At 63.1% G+C, this 15,834-nt stretch carries 15 protein-coding genes and 1 pseudogene; 10 read left to right on the top strand and 6 right to left on the bottom strand.

All coding sequences use genetic code 11. The features are described 5' to 3' along the window. The first annotated feature begins 1 nt into the window (after nucleotide 1). The 6 genes and pseudogenes from JN350_RS02725 to JN350_RS02700 all read left to right on the top strand — a co-directional run bounded on the left by JN350_RS02725 (nucleotide 2) and on the right by JN350_RS02700 (nucleotide 4,265). Nucleotides 2-589 (top strand): single-stranded DNA-binding protein, encoded by a 588-nt coding sequence (locus JN350_RS02725; protein ID WP_123311310.1) that lies wholly within the window; start codon nucleotides 2-4, stop codon nucleotides 587-589. 50 nt (nucleotides 590-639) lie between these two features. Then, the gene (gene rpsR, locus JN350_RS02720; protein ID WP_017887834.1) at nucleotides 640-897 is read left to right on the top strand and encodes a 30S ribosomal protein S18; all 258 of its coding nucleotides are present in this window, start codon (nucleotides 640-642) and stop codon (nucleotides 895-897) included. Nucleotides 898-911: 14 nt separating this feature from the next. Continuing rightward, nucleotides 912-1,364 carry a 50S ribosomal protein L9 gene (gene rplI, locus JN350_RS02715; RefSeq protein WP_111083665.1) on the top strand — a complete coding sequence of 151 codons (453 nt, stop codon included), beginning with the start codon at nucleotides 912-914 and terminating at the stop codon, nucleotides 1,362-1,364. A gap of 496 nt (nucleotides 1,365-1,860) precedes the next feature. Beyond that, nucleotides 1,861-3,224 (top strand): annotated as a pseudogene (gene dnaB / locus JN350_RS02710) (replicative DNA helicase). A 187-nt stretch (nucleotides 3,225-3,411) separates the two neighbouring features. Then, the gene (locus tag JN350_RS20510) at nucleotides 3,412-3,978 is read left to right on the top strand and encodes a TniQ family protein (RefSeq protein ID WP_461963546.1); all 567 of its coding nucleotides are present in this window, start codon (nucleotides 3,412-3,414) and stop codon (nucleotides 3,976-3,978) included. Continuing rightward, nucleotides 3,909-4,265, top strand: a complete 357-nt coding sequence (locus JN350_RS02700) for a hypothetical protein (protein ID WP_205464530.1) — start codon at nucleotides 3,909-3,911, stop codon at nucleotides 4,263-4,265. Before JN350_RS20510 ends, JN350_RS02700 begins: the two co-directional genes overlap by 70 nt. 30 nt (nucleotides 4,266-4,295) lie before the next feature. Here the strand turns inward: JN350_RS02700 and JN350_RS02695 are convergent, their stop codons facing one another. Continuing rightward, a complete protein-coding gene (locus JN350_RS02695; protein ID WP_205463469.1) occupies nucleotides 4,296-4,439 on the bottom strand; it encodes a hypothetical protein in 144 nt (47 codons plus the stop codon). 191 nt (nucleotides 4,440-4,630) lie between these two features. Here JN350_RS02695 and JN350_RS02690 point away from each other — a divergent pair, with 191 nt between their 5' ends. Continuing rightward, nucleotides 4,631-5,533, top strand: coding sequence for a hypothetical protein (locus tag JN350_RS02690; RefSeq protein ID WP_205463468.1), 903 nt, complete (start codon nucleotides 4,631-4,633; stop codon nucleotides 5,531-5,533). 428 nt (nucleotides 5,534-5,961) lie between these two features. Here the strand turns inward: JN350_RS02690 and JN350_RS02685 are convergent, their stop codons facing one another. Next, nucleotides 5,962-6,855, bottom strand: coding sequence for a Shedu anti-phage system protein SduA domain-containing protein (locus tag JN350_RS02685; protein WP_205463467.1), 894 nt, complete (start codon nucleotides 6,853-6,855; stop codon nucleotides 5,962-5,964). 239 nt (nucleotides 6,856-7,094) lie between these two features. Here JN350_RS02685 and JN350_RS02680 point away from each other — a divergent pair, with 239 nt between their 5' ends. Next, nucleotides 7,095-8,708, top strand: a complete 1,614-nt coding sequence (locus tag JN350_RS02680) for an ATP-dependent nuclease (RefSeq protein WP_205463466.1) — start codon at nucleotides 7,095-7,097, stop codon at nucleotides 8,706-8,708. After that, nucleotides 8,705-10,378: a UvrD-helicase domain-containing protein gene (locus JN350_RS02675; RefSeq protein ID WP_205463465.1), complete on the top strand. Its 1,674-nt coding sequence runs from the start codon at nucleotides 8,705-8,707 to the stop codon at nucleotides 10,376-10,378. Before JN350_RS02680 ends, JN350_RS02675 begins: the two co-directional genes overlap by 4 nt. 753 nt (nucleotides 10,379-11,131) lie before the next feature. Here JN350_RS02675 and JN350_RS20505 read toward each other — a convergent pair. Next, nucleotides 11,132-11,680 carry an SMODS domain-containing nucleotidyltransferase gene (locus JN350_RS20505; protein ID WP_461964350.1) on the bottom strand — a complete coding sequence of 183 codons (549 nt, stop codon included), beginning with the start codon at nucleotides 11,678-11,680 and terminating at the stop codon, nucleotides 11,132-11,134. Here JN350_RS20505 and JN350_RS18880 point away from each other — a divergent pair. Beyond that, the gene (locus tag JN350_RS18880) at nucleotides 11,627-12,079 is read left to right on the top strand and encodes a hypothetical protein (RefSeq protein ID WP_240347494.1); all 453 of its coding nucleotides are present in this window, start codon (nucleotides 11,627-11,629) and stop codon (nucleotides 12,077-12,079) included. The genes JN350_RS20505 and JN350_RS18880 overlap by 54 nt on opposite strands. A gap of 35 nt (nucleotides 12,080-12,114) precedes the next feature. Here JN350_RS18880 and JN350_RS02665 read toward each other — a convergent pair whose 3' ends face one another. The 3 genes from JN350_RS02665 to JN350_RS02655 all read right to left on the bottom strand — a co-directional run bounded on the left by JN350_RS02665 (nucleotide 12,115) and on the right by JN350_RS02655 (nucleotide 15,779). Beyond that, nucleotides 12,115-12,351: a hypothetical protein gene (locus JN350_RS02665; RefSeq protein ID WP_205463464.1), complete on the bottom strand. Its 237-nt coding sequence runs from the start codon at nucleotides 12,349-12,351 to the stop codon at nucleotides 12,115-12,117. A 112-nt stretch (nucleotides 12,352-12,463) separates the two neighbouring features. After that, nucleotides 12,464-13,798 (bottom strand): RNA-binding domain-containing protein, encoded by a 1,335-nt coding sequence (locus tag JN350_RS02660; RefSeq protein WP_205463463.1) that lies wholly within the window; start codon nucleotides 13,796-13,798, stop codon nucleotides 12,464-12,466. 667 nt (nucleotides 13,799-14,465) lie between these two features. Then, complete coding sequence (locus tag JN350_RS02655) at nucleotides 14,466-15,779, bottom strand: ApeA N-terminal domain 1-containing protein (RefSeq protein ID WP_205463462.1); 1,314 nt, start codon at nucleotides 15,777-15,779, stop codon at nucleotides 14,466-14,468. Nucleotides 15,780-15,834: the final 55 nt, after the last annotated feature.

Here is a 15,834-nt window from a genome sequence, read left to right as displayed (position 1 = left end):
CGTGGCCGGCGAAACCGTCATCACGGTGGTGGGCAACCTCACCGCGGACCCCGAGCTGCGCTACACGCAGAACGGGCTCGCAGTGGCGAACTTCACCATCGCCTCCACGCCTCGCACGTTCGACCGTCAGGCGAACGAGTGGAAGGACGGCGACGCGCTGTTCCTCCGCGCGAGTGTGTGGCGGGAGTTCGCCGAGCACGTGGCGGGGTCGCTGACGAAGGGCTCGCGCGTCATCGCGCAGGGCCGTCTGCGTCAGCGTTCCTACCAGGACCGTGAGGGTCAGCAGCGCACGAGCATCGAGCTCGAGGTCGACGAGATCGGCCCGTCGCTCCGGTACGCGACCGCACAGATCACCCGCGCAGCGGGTGGCGGCGGCGGTCGTGGCCAGGTCGGCGGCGGCAACGGCGGCGGTCAGCAGGGCGGCGGCAACGGCGGCTGGAACAACAACGGTGGCGGCAATGCCTCCGCTGGTGGCCAGTCGGACGAGCCGTGGTCCCCGCAGGGTGGCCAGCAGGGCGGCGGCAACGCACAGTCGAACGACGTGTGGAGCACCCCCGGCGGCAACTTCGACGACGAGACCCCGTTCTGATCCTCCTGGTCCCGACGGACACACAACTCTTCTTCTAAGGACAAATCACTATGGCTGGAAAGAGCACCGGCGACCGCCGGAAGCCTCGCGGCAAGGGCGGCAAGAACGCCGCCCCCGCGAAGTCGATCAAGGTCGGCGTCATCGACTACAAGGACGTTGCGACCCTTCGCAAGTTCATCTCGGAGCGTGGAAAGATCCGCGCCCGTCGCATCACCGGCGTCTCCGTCCAGGAGCAGCGCCTCATCGCCCGTGCCGTGAAGAACGCCCGTGAGATGGCGCTCCTCCCCTACGCCGGCTCCGGCCGCTGATCGGAGGTCGACACATGTCGAAGCTCATCCTCACCCACGAGGTCTCCGGCCTCGGTTCCGCTGGTGACGTCGTCGACGTCAAGAACGGCTACGCCCGCAACTACCTCATCCCCCAGGGCTTCGCTGTCGCGTGGTCCAAGGGCGGCGAGAAGCAGGTCGAGTCGATCCGTGCCGCGCGCACCGCGCGTGAGCTCGCCACCATCGAAGAGGCACAGGACCTCAAGATGAAGCTCGAGAACGCGACCATCTCCCTGGCGGTCAAGGCCGGCAAGGACGGTCGTCTGTTCGGCTCCGTCCGTCCGGGCGACGTCGCTGACGCCGTCCAGGCGCAGGGCGTCGGCTCGCTCGACAAGCGCAAGGTCGAGGTCCCCGCGACCATCAAGACCGTCGGTGACCACGAGGCCACCGTGCGGCTGCGCGAGGACATCACTGCCGTGATCTCGCTCAAGGTCGTCGCTGCCAAGTAGCACTGACGTTCCGCTCCACGACGGGCGGGTCTCCTTCGGGAGGCCCGCCCGTCGTTGCGTTGGCGGGCTCGGCTTGGCTGGCTGGTTACCTCTCAGGCGCGGTCAGGCTTGCTGGGAACGAACCGAGAACACTTCCCACAGGAGGGGCACTTGTCAAGTCGTTTTACACAGTGGAAACGTGTCAAATCGGAACCTTCAAGGCGTACTTGAACCCCACTTTTCCACACACCGTGTGAACGTGAAAACCCCTGGTCAAGCGGTCGAAAGTGTGTTCCCATGCCTCGCTTTCCACAGGTTCGTCCACAGTTCTCCACACCGCATCCCGGCGTGTTCCGCAGTTCGTCCACAGAGTTATCCACAGGGCCGTTTGTTGGGGATAACTCTGCGGCCGTAGCTTGGCCCAGCGACTCGGGGATGTCGGTCGCTGGGGGTAGAAAGTCGTTGCGGGCGTCGAACCATCGTGTCCGGCCCTGCGTCGTTCAACAGAGGAGAGAGTGTGTCGATCGCGCATCTTGAGCCCGCACCGCAGGAGTACGCGGAGCGCGGCATGGAACGCACCCCGCCGCACGACCTGTTGGCCGAGCAGTCGACCATCGGCGGCATGCTGCTGTCGAAGGACGCCGTCGCTGACGTCATCGAGACCGCTCGTGGTGTGGACTTCTACGTCCCCAAGCACGAGGTCATCTTCGACGCGATCCTGTCGCTCTACTCGCACGGCGAGCCCACCGACGTCATCGCGGTCACCGACGAGCTGACCAAGACCGGACTGCTGTCCCGCGGTGGCGGCGCCGAGTACCTCCACAGCGTGACGAGCATGGTGCCCACCGCGGCGAACGCGGGGTACTACGCCGGCATCGTCGCCGAGAAGGCAGTCCTCCGTCGCCTCGTCGACGCCGGTACCCGCATCGTGCAGATGGGCTACGCGTCCGAGGGTGAGGTCACCGACCTCGTCAACAGCGCCCAGGCCGAGGTCTACAACGTCGCCGGCGGCGTGCAGACCGAGGACTACGTCCCCCTGACCGATGCCATCTCCGCCGCCCTCGACGAGATCGAGGCCGCCAAGGGGCGCGACGGCCAGATGACCGGTGTTCCGACCGGGTTCGCACAGCTCGACGGCCTGACGAACGGCTTCCACCCCGGACAGCTGATCATCGTCGCCGCTCGACCCGCCCTCGGTAAGTCCACGCTCGCGCTCGACCTGTGCCGCGCCGCCGCGATCAAGCACGACCAGACCGCCGCCTTCTTCTCGCTCGAGATGGGTCGCGCCGAGATCGCCATGCGTCTGCTGTCCGCCGAGACCAGCGTGCCGCTTCAGAACATGCGCAAGGGCACCGTGGACTCGCGCGACTGGACCACCATCGCGCAGACCCGCGGGCGCATCAACGACGCGCCGTTCTTCATCGACGACTCCCCCAACATGACGCTGGTCGAGATCCGCGCCAAGTGCCGTCGACTCAAGCAGCAGCACAACCTCAAGCTCGTCGTCATCGACTACCTGCAGCTGATGACCTCGGGCAAGAAGGTCGAGAGCCGCCAGCAAGAGGTCTCCGAGTTCTCACGTGCACTCAAGCTGATGGCGAAGGAGCTCCAGGTCCCCGTCATCGCGCTGTCCCAGCTGAACCGTGGCCCCGAGCAGCGTGCCGACAAAAGCCGGCGATCTCCGACCTGCGTGAGTCCGGGTCGATCGAGCAGGACGCCGACATGGTGATCCTGCTGCACCGCGAGTCGGCGTACGAGAAGGACAACCCGCGGCAGGGTGAGGCCGACCTGATCGTGGCGAAGCACCGGAACGGGCCGACGGACACCATCACCGTGGCGTTCCACGGGATGTTCTCGCGGTTCGTGGACATGCCGCAGTAGGCGCTTGTGTGTGATCGTCGTCGCAATGTGTTGCAATGTGTTGCAATGTGTCGCAATGCAGCGCGAACTGTCGCAAACGGCTCACGCGACATGTTCCGACGACAACCAGGGCAAGCAAGCGACACGATGCGTTTCACGACGGCGCTAGGGCGACACTTTGCGCTGCAATGTCTGCCCACGCGACACCATGCCGTGCAGAGGCCGCCCCATGCCTAAGTCGCTACAGCCACCGCGCTCGATCGGCGATGCGCCCCAATCACCGCGAGCGGTACGTCGACTCGCGAAACCGCTGACGCCCGAGCCGGGCGAGTGGCTACAAACCGCCATCAGCCGGTGGTCGTACGACATTTACAAGTGCTCCCGCCGAGACCTCCTCGAAGCCCTCGGCTTGGGCGCATTGCACCCGACCGAGATCCACGGCCTTGGGGTCGGACTGCGCCCCGAGACAGCCGAAACCATCAGCGCAGCAAGCGACATTCCCTTCGTTCAGCTCTACGCGATGACGCAGTCGATGCGCGACCGAGCGACATGGGCAACCTTCAAGGACATCGTCCGGGATGGCCACGTCCCCTTCGAGGAGCGCGGCCTCGACAACGACCCGCTCCACCGCGAAGTCATCCACAAGTGGTGCCCGGACTGCCTTCACGAACAGCCCGGCGTTCACGCGATGATGTGGCGTCATCCATGGATGCACATCTGCTTAAAGCACTCGCGATCCTGGGCGGCCGAGAACCAATCGGGGAGTGCACGGTAGTGGTCTTCGTGTTGTTCTCGCTCACGCTCCGGGGATTGGCTCCGACACGAGGCATCGGGCTTACTGCGCTGATGATGGCGGTGATCTTCGGGCTTGCAAGCGCCTTCTCCGGAGGACAAGCGGTCGGCCTCGACGCCCCCGCCGTAATCATCGCAGTCGTCGCCAGCGGCGTCATCGGCGCGGCGTTACGGCTCCAGCGGCAGTACTGGGAATCCCTTGAACAACGCACACGTGACGCAATTGCCATACGCGAGGCAGAACAAGCAGTTGGACTGAGCGCGGCGTGACCGGGGCGATTGTCGGCGCACTTGCTGACGTCACCATAGAAGGCGCCAGCCGACCACGGCGACGGCGAGCACGAAGACGAGTCGGAACGTCGCGGGCCACCCAGACATCACAGCCGACGAGATGGTCGCCCACATCCCGGTTCGTTCGACGTCCGGGTCCTTCTTGTGTGTCACAGCTCTCACCTCCTGGTTCACTCGGCGCCCAAGTCGGGCGCTCGGAAACATTCATGCACGAACCCGGCACCCGGTCCACTACGATGGGACGACGGCTCAACCGGCCAGCATTCGACCTCGTTGAAAGCTTCGTGAGAGGGTTTTTGGCCGGATGAAACGTTTAGGACAAAACGACATGATTGGGTTGGGGCGTGGACTTTTCGCTGGATCTGACCCGTCCCCCGACGGCGAAGGAGCGGGCACGGCTCACCGGTCGGCTGTGGCGACTTCGCCGGTCGGACCTCGCTGACGAGATGGCGAGGGTTGGCGAACTTCTCCCCGCTCCAAAAAGCGGGAAGCTTGTCATCCGCACGAACTTCTCGTTCCGGTCGGCTTGCGTCGACGATCACGCGTCCGACCGACGTGCACCGCGGCCGGAGTTCCGTCCGCCCGCCACTCGGCTGATCAGGAGCCGTGGTTCTGCGCTCCGGTTCGCCGTCACTCTGCTCGCCCTAGCGCAGGGACACCACCGTGCGGGTCACCGAGCCCGGCTCGCCGACCTCGGGCTGCCTATCGTCGGAGATTCCCAACAGTCCGGATGGGCTGACCTGGTCATCACCGACGCCACGGACAGCGACGGAAAGGACTTCATCCGGGTTCGGGACAAGCGTGCCCGGAGCGTCAGGAGCGCGCTCCGGGCACTTGAAGACGCTGGCTTGGTTCGCATCCCGACAGCACCTGGCGGTTTGAAGGACTTCACGCTGCTCAACGAGCGTGGGGTCGACGTTGTGAAGGAGCTCGAGGAGTACAAAGTCCCGGCCCATGAGTCCGTGTTCAACGTCCCCGATGGTTTCATCAGCAACGGTTGGCTGCACGTCCTCGAGGATTCTGAGATCGCGCTCCTGCTCATGGTCGCCTGCGGGGCCGGCGGCCAGCGAGAGGGCCGGTACCTGGTGATGTCCAGCGAAACGAGACTCTTGCACTACGGCATCCATCGTGACGCGTTCTCGTCCGCTCGGAAGACGCTCGAGTGGTTTGGGCTCCTCGACGTTGAGGAGTACCAGCGTCACGACGACGGTCGTGCGGAGAACGGGAGCTCCGCGTTCACCGACTAGCGCTGAACGAGAACGGATTCACGCGGCCGGCCGTTGCCACCATGATCGACGTCCTCGAAACGCAGATGGAGCGGATGTGAACACGGGGGAAGACAGTAGTTCCCACCAGCGCTGCCTGGCTCCGCCTTCGCGGAGCGCAACCACTACGTCCACCCGACCGTAGCTGCAACCCTGGGTGCCGCAGTGGCGGACTTGCGCGGTGCACCGGACGACACCGTGTCAAGTGTGGCTGTTGCCAGTCGTGCGGGTACCACCGCGGAGGTGATCAGCACGGTGTCGGAGCGGCTGCCGCCGTTGGCGCACACGGTGATGTGGGAGTCGTTTTCGCGGTACCAGAGCTCGTCGCAAGCCAGGGCGAGGAATCAGGGCGCGTGACGCGCCTGCCTCGCCGCCGCTGATCCCAGCGGCAGCGAGCCTGACAACTTCCTTCAGTCGCCCCAAGGAGAGAGGCCAGGCACTGGTCGGTGAGTGCGGTTTGTGGCGAGCCGCTCTCCCTCGGCGCTTTGCTCTGCCCAAATACCTGCAATGGATGAGCGGCGATGCTGGGTGAAATCGTCACTTCGGTCGATCGCGGCGCTGGGATCGCCGAGAAGGAACGGACCCTGGGCGTAGCTATTCTCGGAGTACGTCGCGGGGATTTTGTGAACCTCCATCTGGCCATTGCTGTGGACCGTCATCGATACTTCGCTCTCCAGTCGAGCGTCGTATTGTAACGAGTCGAAGGTTCGGAGATGTTCGCGCTCCCTGGCCCACTCCCTCCTCTTCGACAATCGTTCGGCGGGTGAAGTCGCGATGTCCGGAGACTCGAACTCGGCTTGCCTACCGATGATCAGGACAAAGTGAGGTTCAAGGGTTAGATCTTGAAACTTGTTGGGGAGGTAGGTGCGACGGAACCACCTCTCGTTGTCGGCGTCCTTGAACCATGTTCGCCAATCCGCAAGCTGATCCTGCGCTTGAGTGAATTCCGCGCGTTGGGAGCCAACATTGTTGAACCACCGTTTTGCGGGTGTTTCGATTTCGATGCAGATAGGCGTAATGATATCGCTTGCCTTCGTGATCCACATGAAGTCTGGAACCCGATTACTCTGAGTGCCGGACAGAGGAGCCTGGCGGATGACGGCTCCATAGAGCGGGCCATGGTGGCCCCCTGGCCCGATGTCGCCCGTAGCTCCGGGCAGCAGCATCGGGTACTGCTCGAGAAAGTCTTGTACGCGGTCCTCGCCCGGCGCCTCCTCAAGGAGTGCATGCCACTCAGCTTGGATGCGAGCAGCATGCTCGTCATGCAACGCGCGTGATAGTGAGCGTCGCTCGTTCTTGTCCATGAGCCAACGCTACCTTAGGGCTGAGGAGGTAGGAACCGTGGAGGCTGCGGCTTGGTCCACGTGAGCCAGTCCCGGCTTGCTCCGACCGCAGCTAGCTGGACAGTTCGACGAACGTGTCGTGGGCCAGCCCATCCCTGCCCAAGTTCTGATTGACTGAGCGAAACTCGAATCGAACACACGCTCGCAGAGAGGCGGCCACCTGACCCCCGCCGAAACGCTGCTTGCCAGGGAGACCTGCAATGAAGATTAGTCGCTTGGCAGTAGAGAATCACGCTCGCTTGGAGGATTTTGATCTCGCCGTTCACGATCATCTGGTGCTCGTCGGAGCGAACGACGTAGGCAAGTCTTCGCTGATGCGCTGCCTCGACTTCGCAATAGGGTCGACAACCGCACAGCTTTACGCGCGAGTCAGCCGCTCCGACTTCCGCGATCCAGCCGAGCCGCTCGTGGTCGAGGTGGAGTTCCGACACTTGACCGCCGAGGACAACAAGCTTTTTCCCGATGAGGTGCACGTTGGAGCGGACGCTGATGACCGCTCTCTCACGGTCCGTTTTAGTGCGTCTCTGGAAATGGAGGAGACGCTCAATATCTCAAGGACTGCGCCCGATGGTCGGACAAATCGACAATTGACGCGTGCTCAGATTTCTGGCCTCGGATGGCGATTCCTCAGCGCGACCGGCCAGACTCGGGACCTGCAGGACGGCCGGCGCTCCGCACTAGACGACATACTCCGGACCGTTGACCTGGGCAATGAACGTGGAGCCTTCGACAAGATTGCCGAAACGTTGGGGACGCAGCTCGCCGAATCGCCTGTGCTCGGCAACCTTCGGAGTGCCCTGGCTGATCAGCTCTCTCGGGCGCTTCCGGAGCAAATTGCGAAGGACGATCTCATCTTCACGCCCGGTGCCGCCGCTGACGATGACGTTCTGAGTGACGTCCGGTTGCAGATTAGCAAGAACGGCTCCCTTCGTGACCTGTCCGCTCAGTCCGACGGTACTCGTGCGCTGTTCGCCATTGCCCTATATGACCTCCTGAGTATTGGTGCGAACGTTGTAGGGATCGATGAACCCGAAGTGCACCTTCATCCCACTAGCCAACGCAGCCTTGCCCGGCTGCTGCGTGCCAACCCGAATCAAAAGGTCATTGCAACCCATTCCCCGGACATCGTCGGCGCGTTCGAACCTGACTCGATTGTTGTCGTCCGGCCTGGGGGTAAGGTAATCAAACCCCAGCGTGGCTTCCTATCAGACGATGATCGCATGGTGGTGCGATGGTGGGTGCGTGACCGGCTGGAACCGCTTACCGCGCGGCGCGTGGTCGCCGTCGAGGGGTTATCCGATCGAATCATCTTGGAGAGGATCGCGGAAGTCACGGGAAGGCAACTGGACCGGCTGGGCGTATCGGTGCTTGAAGTTGTTGGTTCGGGTGACATGGGTCCGATCGAGAAGCTCTTCGGTGACCAAGGCTTCCAAATTCCGATGTCCCGCCTGATTGACGTTGATGCCGCTGATCGAGTTGCGCGGGAACTGGGCGTCGAACGGAAGGCCTTGCCCTCCAGATCTGTATGGGTGTCTGACGCTGACCTTGAGGATGAGTACGTGCGAGCGCTAGGAGCCGAGACGGCTTGGGCGGCGATCCGCGATTCGGGTCAGTTCGACGGCGGAGAACTGGCGCTCAGTTCGCCAGATGGTTCTGTTCCGACCGTCGAAGCCATCGCAAGCTTCTGCCGTAACAAAAAGGCGCGTGGACGCAAGGTCAAGGCCGCGCTCGCGGTCATGTCTAGCCTCGATGCGGAAAATTCGCGGGCTGTCCAAAGTATCGAGAAACTACTCACGGAAGTGGCTGGCGAGTGATCACGCCTACTGCTAAGCAACACCTGGTTCGCAGCCTTCCGAACCAGGATGTCCTTATCGTTGCTCCCGCTGGCTGTGGCAAGACCGAAGCCCTCGCGTTCCGAGTGCAGGGCTTACTGGAGCGCGGCGAGGTCAGTTCGCCGTGCAAGGTGCTCGTGGTCACGTTCTCGCTCCGCGCCCGCGACAACATCAGGGAGCGACTCGAAACCTATCTGACAGCAGGAGTTCTTCGCGAGAGGGTCACGATCGCGAATTTTCATGGCTTCTCGGCGCGGGTCTATCGGGCGCACGCGAATGTAATCGGGGCAAATGCTGATTTGCGCTTGCCGGACAGTGATTGGGTCGGCGAAGAGATCCGTCGTCGCGGTATCGGCTGGGATGAGAAGAAGCGGATTGACGACATCCTTCGAGAGGTCAAGCAACAGCCACTCACGGATGAGGAGGTAGTGGACGAGCTTGTCCGTCGTGGCAACGATAGCGCCGTTTCCATCGAGAAGGAACGGGTCCGTCAGGGCCTACTAACATACGATGACCTTCCTCGTGTAGCGGAGTTGATTCTCGCGAACGACCAGGTAGCAGATCTGTACCGAGCTCACTTTGGTGCAGTAATCGTAGACGAGTATCAGGACCTGACTCCCCAGCAGTTTCGTATCGTTTGCGCGATCGGACGAGAACAGACGACCTTCGCGGGTGACCTAGCTCAAGGCATTTACGGGTTCGCGGGTGCAATGCCAGCGACAGTCGATAAGAACATTAGAGAAGTCTGCCAAACTGTCGTCGAGCTGACGGAGTCGCACCGCTCAGCGCCTGCGGTCTTGGGTTTGACGAATGCGCTGACACCCGTCACTGGCGGGGTAGAGCTGACAAGTGCCGCACCGGAGACTTGGCCAGGGGGTGGACTCGCTGGGAGTGTCGCGATGGCGACTGCGAGCGGGGAGGCGTCTTGGATTGCAGGTGTGGCCGCCGCGATACATTCATCGGCGCCGCGGCAGCGTATTGGAGTGCTGACGCGGACTGGACCTCGCCGTCGCTTTCTGGATGAAGCATTCGCGGCGAGCGACGTCCCAGCAATGCGCTGGGACGACCCGCTCCTCGATATCGATACGGCGAGAGCCATGAGGGCGTTGCTTTTGCGTCTGGACGGGAATGGATTCAGTGGTGCGGACGACAAGATCGCGCTTCTTCGTAGCATCGCGGAGTTTGAAGCAATTGTGGACGTCGATGCCCGACGGAGGCTTAGTGAGGCGATGTCCTGGGCCCACGATTTGCTTGTACAAGGAGTCGCGCGCGACGAGGTGCGACGCCGGGTGCGGGTCGGGGATGCGGCGCAACTGCTCAAGAAACCCGGCGTGCACCTTCTCACCGGCCACGTTGGCAAAGGGCAACAGTTCGACTGGGTCTTCGTAGCGGGGCTCGAGGAAGGGGTACTTCCAGATTTCCGATCTGAGGACAGTGCGGAAGAAGCGCGGGTGTTGTCGGTGATGATCTCGCGCGCTCGGCACGGTGTCATCCTCTCTTACGCTCGAAGCGTCCCCACGGCAAGTGGCTATGACAAACGACGGTCGCGTTCGACCCTCATGGCGCTTACTGATAAGGCTGGTCCCCGGACTCTCGATGGCGTCATCGATTGGTTCCGGAGCGCGGACTGGGCAGCCATCCGCGAGCGATGACGTCGCGCTGTTGGGCGCGCAGGATGCGAGACGAAGGCCCTTGGTCGGGTTAGGCCTCTCATCAGGGAGTTTGTGTAGGCGACGGGAAACGCTGCATAAACGGCGCGACAAACGAGTTGCCTTCGGCCTCGGTAACCAGAGCCAAGCGACACTTTGCGGTGACGCTCACATTGTGTGAATGGACGCGCATCGTGTCGCCGGCTCACGAAACGTGTCGCCGGTAGCTCGGAGCGACAGATTGCCTGACCATCGCGCTACGCCCGTGCACCTTCGTCGGGTAGAAACGATCACCGTTGCGTTCCGTGGGACGTTTTAGTGATCCGTGACGTCGGTCGCCCACAGTTCTGTTGTTGTCGTCCGCCAGCTAACTTGCCCGACTGCCACTCAACGTGTCTGAAATACGGACGTGCACGCGATGTTTGGCAGTACGGACGGGCCAGGTCGACTAGGGGTCGGCTAAGTCGTCGTGCGTCGCGAGGCGTCCGTATGGCGTGCGTGAAGTGAGATAGGTCGCGGACCACCTATGTGAGACGGGTTCGCCCCGGAGCAGGGCCGTAGGAGTCCGGGGCAGCCCGCAAGCACCCGTGGTCCGCTGAAGGACCGGCAAACGGGACGGCGGCGGTGGTCGTCACGCGTAAGCAGGGAAGCCTCGATCGAAAATCTTCTGCAGGAAGGCGAAGGCCGTCAGTTCCTGTTCGTGCGCTCGAGTGATGAAGGCCTGGCGTGCGTTGTGTTCCGCGTCCTGGACTGCGCTCATCGCACCGAAATAGGCCCCCCAGTGATGACGTCGCATGGATCAGACCCGTCTGACCGGTCGGATCTGTCAGTGCACGTAATTGGCTGGCACTGAGCTTCTGAAGGATCGCTTGCAGGTCCGATAGTGGATCGAAGTATGGTCCACCAGTCAGTCAGGGCCTTCGCCCCGACCTGCGGGTTCTTGTTCACGTCGGCGACGTATCGGAGATGTGCTGCGGGAGCGGTCTCCATCCAGCCGCTGGGTGGACGCGGGATCCAGTATCGAGACACCGGTTCGGTGGCTGAAAGGAAGCCGGGCGCGACTTCGAACACCTCATCGCCCCCAGCGAATGGGACGACGACCGTTGGTGAGCTGGTGCGGATTGTGGTCCGCGGAAAGCGATCCACCAATGCATCCCGGACCCAGTGCAGCGCTGTTGTCGGACTCATGGGTCGTGCGTAGTTGAGGGCGACGATCAGGTCGACATCACTGCGCCCCCGCAGGCCGGTGCCGTGACCAAACGATCCGGTCTCTCGGACCTGAGCGACACTGAGCTCGGAGCGCAGCCTGGTCTCGATGCTCGATGCTCGATGCTCGATGCTCGATGCTCGATGCTCGATGCTCGATGCTCGATGCTCGATCGGTGGATCGCGGCGACTTGCCGTTCGGTGGCGGTCGGCGTGAGGAGCGTCAGGTATGTCTGGAGCGCAGCATCAACCGTTCTGGGCATCGCCGGCTCCTCGGACATCAACGATGTGATCGCGGTCGCCGCGTTCGACACTGCGGCGTCCGAAGCGGCGGGCGAGAACGTTGGGTGGTTGCGCCACGAGGTTCTGTGCGTGCGCTCGGTCGGTGAGCGTCCGGAGCAGCTCGCGGAGTGTTGCGGCGTCGACCAACTGCGAGTCGATCAGCCGTGCACGGCGTGCCTCTTTCTGGATCGCGAGGTACTCGTTGCCGGCGGCTGATGCTCGGGCGGACCTGTCGGCAGCGCCAAGGAAGGTTACAAGCGCCCCGAGGCCGGCAGCGACAAGGGCGATGACACCCGCGGTCCTCGTCCCGTCGTGCTCGCGAGGGCCGTCAAATCCGCGGCGGCGGCGAGGATCGTGGCGGGGATACCCGCAACGAGCTCGATCATTCGATACTGCTGCCCGAGCGCGAACTGGTTCGCCGCACTGTGCACCGAAGCTTCCTCGAGACGTTCCAACTCGACCGCGATTTCGAGTTCAGGGGTTGTCATAAGCTACTCCGTCCGCCGATGCGTCGCCGCCTCGTGCTGGGTTCGCGTAATGCGATCGCGACGCACTCGCAGCCACTCGCGTCACACGCCACTCCGACTGCCGGATCACCCGTCACGATGCCTCCGTCAGCACCTGATCGACTCCGATCGGAGGACCGATCGGTTCGAGCATGACGCTGGCGGCGATGAACCCGGATCGGTTACGTGCGGTGATCTTGGCATCTGCGCGCCAGTGCTGTGCAGCAACATCTAGGGCGTCCAGCGCCGTGGATGAGGCGATCAGCACGAACGTGTCCGAGCGTTCGGTATCGCGTGGATGGACGACGTCGAACTTCAACGTCACCTCCTGACGACTGGGAGAGATCACGATCTGACGCTGCAACGAGGGCATCGCCGGTGGATCCCACCGGCTCGCGCTCAACAGACTCGGCGCGATGAGCGCGGCGATCGAATTCCGGGGTGGTTCGGGAACCGATGGCAGGACGTCGTCAATGTCTGTGCGGTCCTCGAAGGCGCTGACTCCGTCTGGCAACTGCACCCGCACCTGGACCCCTTCGAGGGCAACCTCGGTGTCGTTGTCGATCTGCAGCCAGATTCGCCCCTCCAGGGCGGCGACGGCGGCCCGTACAGCGCCCTGCACGGCATGACGTTGGTACGCCGCGAGGTACTCGCGAGACCGCCGCTCGTATCGGCTCCGTTCACGCTCCGTATACGTGTCATAGTTCGCGACGACGAGCCGGCTCGTCGCTGACTGATTTGCTTCAGGCAACTGCACGAGGCCGGCACTTGCAGCTTCAACCGCAGCGTCCCGACGCGCCGCTGAGCCATCGAGTACCCGCACGCATCCCGACTGTGACATGCGAACGGCGACGTCATCCAGACGCGCCGGTCCGGTCGCCGTGCCGGCAAGAAGACGCTCTTCGAGCTGCCGAATGTCGCCAGGTTCCGCTTTCTCCGTGCGGGCGAGCTTGCGCACAAAAATGGTGCCGCGATCCCAGCTGTCATAAGTGGTTCGCATGGAGTGGATCCGGTCGCCGGCCGCAGGCGGGTCGATGATCACGACCAACACCGTGCAGTCCTGGAACCTGACCGTGTCGACGGTCCATACGGGCCCGTCCGCGCCGGCATATCGATTGACCCAGTCCTCGAACATCGCCGGGTCGGGCATCTCGATACCGGACACTGTCCCGGGCTCGACTCCGATGACCATGTAGCCGCATCCACCGAAGTGCGACGAGGCCGAAGCAACGGTCCGGTTGGCCATGCCGATGATGCAGCGGCCGATCGACGCGTGGCTCGCCTTGTCCTGCTTCCCGAGCAGCAGCGCGGACTTCCACTCGAGGTACGGCTTCTCATCGGACGGGTCCGCGGCGAAGACCGCCTCGACCAGGCTCAGCAGTTGGCGCGGTGACCGCAACGGGCGGGACGTGTCGATGTTCAGCGCCACTGGTTCACAAACCCCTGTTCCACGTGTCGATCGCATGTGACAACCTCTGCTGACGGTCGCTGCCCCGGCGCGGACGAGCGCCTGGACGACCTCACTCTAGGGCGGGCAACCGACTTCGACAGGTAGTCCATGGCTCATCGAGGCAGAGACCGCGGCTGTTCAGTCGTGGCTTACGAAACGGCGAGGTCGGAGGCCCTACGTGCGGGTGAGAGTCTGATGACCACCCAGATGAGGGCGACGTTTCACAGCGCGTCACGGTCGCTCAGTGGTGCGGGAGAACATCAGAGCTCCTCAACCAGTTCGTTCGTCGGACGTCAACAGGGTGCCCCGCGGCAGTCAGATTCGAATGCAGTATCGACCAGCGGCGGGCGTTCTTCGGCCGGGGTAGGACCTTTTCATGATGTCTGCCGATCGCGCGCTCCAGACCGCGATCGCCGCGACGCTCGTCGCACTCATCACAGCGAAGACGGCAGTGATGCCGAGCAACTTCACCGCTTGGAGCCATCTCGACCGGCGAGCGAGTCGCCCGTGTAGAACGCTCGCGCCCACATCAGATCAATCTCGCTTGTCGATCCCCCCGCGAACGATAGCAACACAGCTGGCAGACCAACGCGGCATAGATGGGCAACGCGTCTCGCTAAAGCATCGTTTCATGAAACATCTGGTGCTAGTCCAACACCCACGGATGCGACTGGGCGTCCTGGCGGATCCGCTCCCGAAGTACGGCACGATCGACACCGAGCTGAAGAGCGCACCAGGCCCGCACAACAAGGACACACTCCCGTTCGGCGTTTAGGACATCGAGAAGGTTGGGCATGTCACGGTTTGCGTGTTTGATGCCGTTGTAGGCGCTCACCAAGCGCGTGGCCCAGTCCGTCCCGTCAAATGGGAGGACATCCCCAACTTCGGTGACTATCCGGGCCAGACGGTACGCCAAGTTGATGCCGCCAGCCTTTTTCCGACTCAGCCCGTCACGCCGGGAGAGCTCGTAACCCAAGGCCTCGACGCCGGGTCCCACCTGCGCGAGCAGCGCGACAGGGGTGGTGTTCCGCATATTGATGCTGCTCACGATGGGATCGATGACCCGCTGCAGTCGGGCCCAGAGTCCAAACCAGCAACGAAGCCCGTCCGGTCCGAGATCGTCATAGGTCACAAGGTGATGTCGTCGCTTGGGTCGCAGGGCGGTCTCCTCTTGACTGGAAATCACGGGCCGCCAGAACATTCGTTCGTCGCCGTCGCGATACATATACGCGTCGCCCGGGTGCTGCACAGAGTGGATCGCGCCTACCTCCGCGTGCCAACCCGAAACGACCAGAAGGTCGCGGAGCGCGGAATGTGGGCGAAGGTGACGCTCCCACTGGATCGGCGCCCTTGCGCGGGTCTCGACCAGGAGGTCGGTACGGAGCTCAATGAGGTCACGTTCTTCTCGCTCAGCGACACGAGCCTGGGGCCGCAAGAGGATATCCACGCCACCCCACCTCCCGAGCTCAACGTCCTCTGACAGTTCCCGGCGGTATTCCAACCCTGTTTCGGACGATTCATATGTAGTCCAGGCGCTCGCACCGACCCAGTTACGGAGATGAGACACGGTCGTTCGGAGCGCGACTGCGGCGGTGTAGTCGCACTTCTCGCGGCCACCGAAGACAGCGCGCTGCACGCGAATCCGGCCGCTGCCCGGCCCACCACTTCTGGTGCTGTAGCCGGCTTTGCGGCAGCCGATGAGTGTGACGAATCCCCGCCGGTCGCTGAACTGCAGCAGCCGCGGCACCCCGTCGAACGTCTTAGGCGTCCCACGATTCGATTCCTCGACGAGGTCGAGGACGTCTACTTCAGCGCGGAACCAGCGCGGAACCGGCCCGTCGTCAGGTGACGACCATGGCACCTCCAACACAATGCCATCGATCGTGCGTTCCAAGACGACATCACCGCCGCCGACCCGCGCCACGTCACCAACCAGCCGACCAAAGCGACGCTCCCCCACGGCCAAAGTGTTCGAATCCAACGAACTCGTCATACCCCGAACATACGGGCCGGTC

This window comes from Curtobacterium sp. 24E2 (assembly GCF_016925595.1).
Taxonomy (GTDB): Bacteria; Actinomycetota; Actinomycetes; order Actinomycetales; family Microbacteriaceae; genus Curtobacterium.
Note: the sequence above shows the minus strand (reverse complement) of the source record. Positions and strands in the feature narration are given on the sequence as shown.

What these genes read in the sequence shown, in the direction of transcription:
- rpsR (WP_017887834.1), top strand. Translation starts at nt 640, where the DNA reads ATGGCTGGAAAGAGCACCGGCGACCGCCGGAAGCCTCGCGGCAAGGGC.
- rplI (WP_111083665.1), top strand. Translation starts at nt 912, where the DNA reads ATGTCGAAGCTCATCCTCACCCACGAGGTCTCCGGCCTCGGTTCCGCT.
- JN350_RS20510 (WP_461963546.1), top strand. Translation starts at nt 3,412, where the DNA reads ATGCCGTGCAGAGGCCGCCCCATGCCTAAGTCGCTACAGCCACCGCGC.
- JN350_RS02700 (WP_205464530.1), top strand. Translation starts at nt 3,909, where the DNA reads ATGGATGCACATCTGCTTAAAGCACTCGCGATCCTGGGCGGCCGAGAA.
- JN350_RS02685 (WP_205463467.1), bottom strand. Translation starts at nt 6,855, where the DNA reads ATGGACAAGAACGAGCGACGCTCACTATCACGCGCGTTGCATGACGAG.
- JN350_RS02680 (WP_205463466.1), top strand. Translation starts at nt 7,095, where the DNA reads ATGAAGATTAGTCGCTTGGCAGTAGAGAATCACGCTCGCTTGGAGGAT.
- JN350_RS02665 (WP_205463464.1), bottom strand. Translation starts at nt 12,351, where the DNA reads ATGACAACCCCTGAACTCGAAATCGCGGTCGAGTTGGAACGTCTCGAG.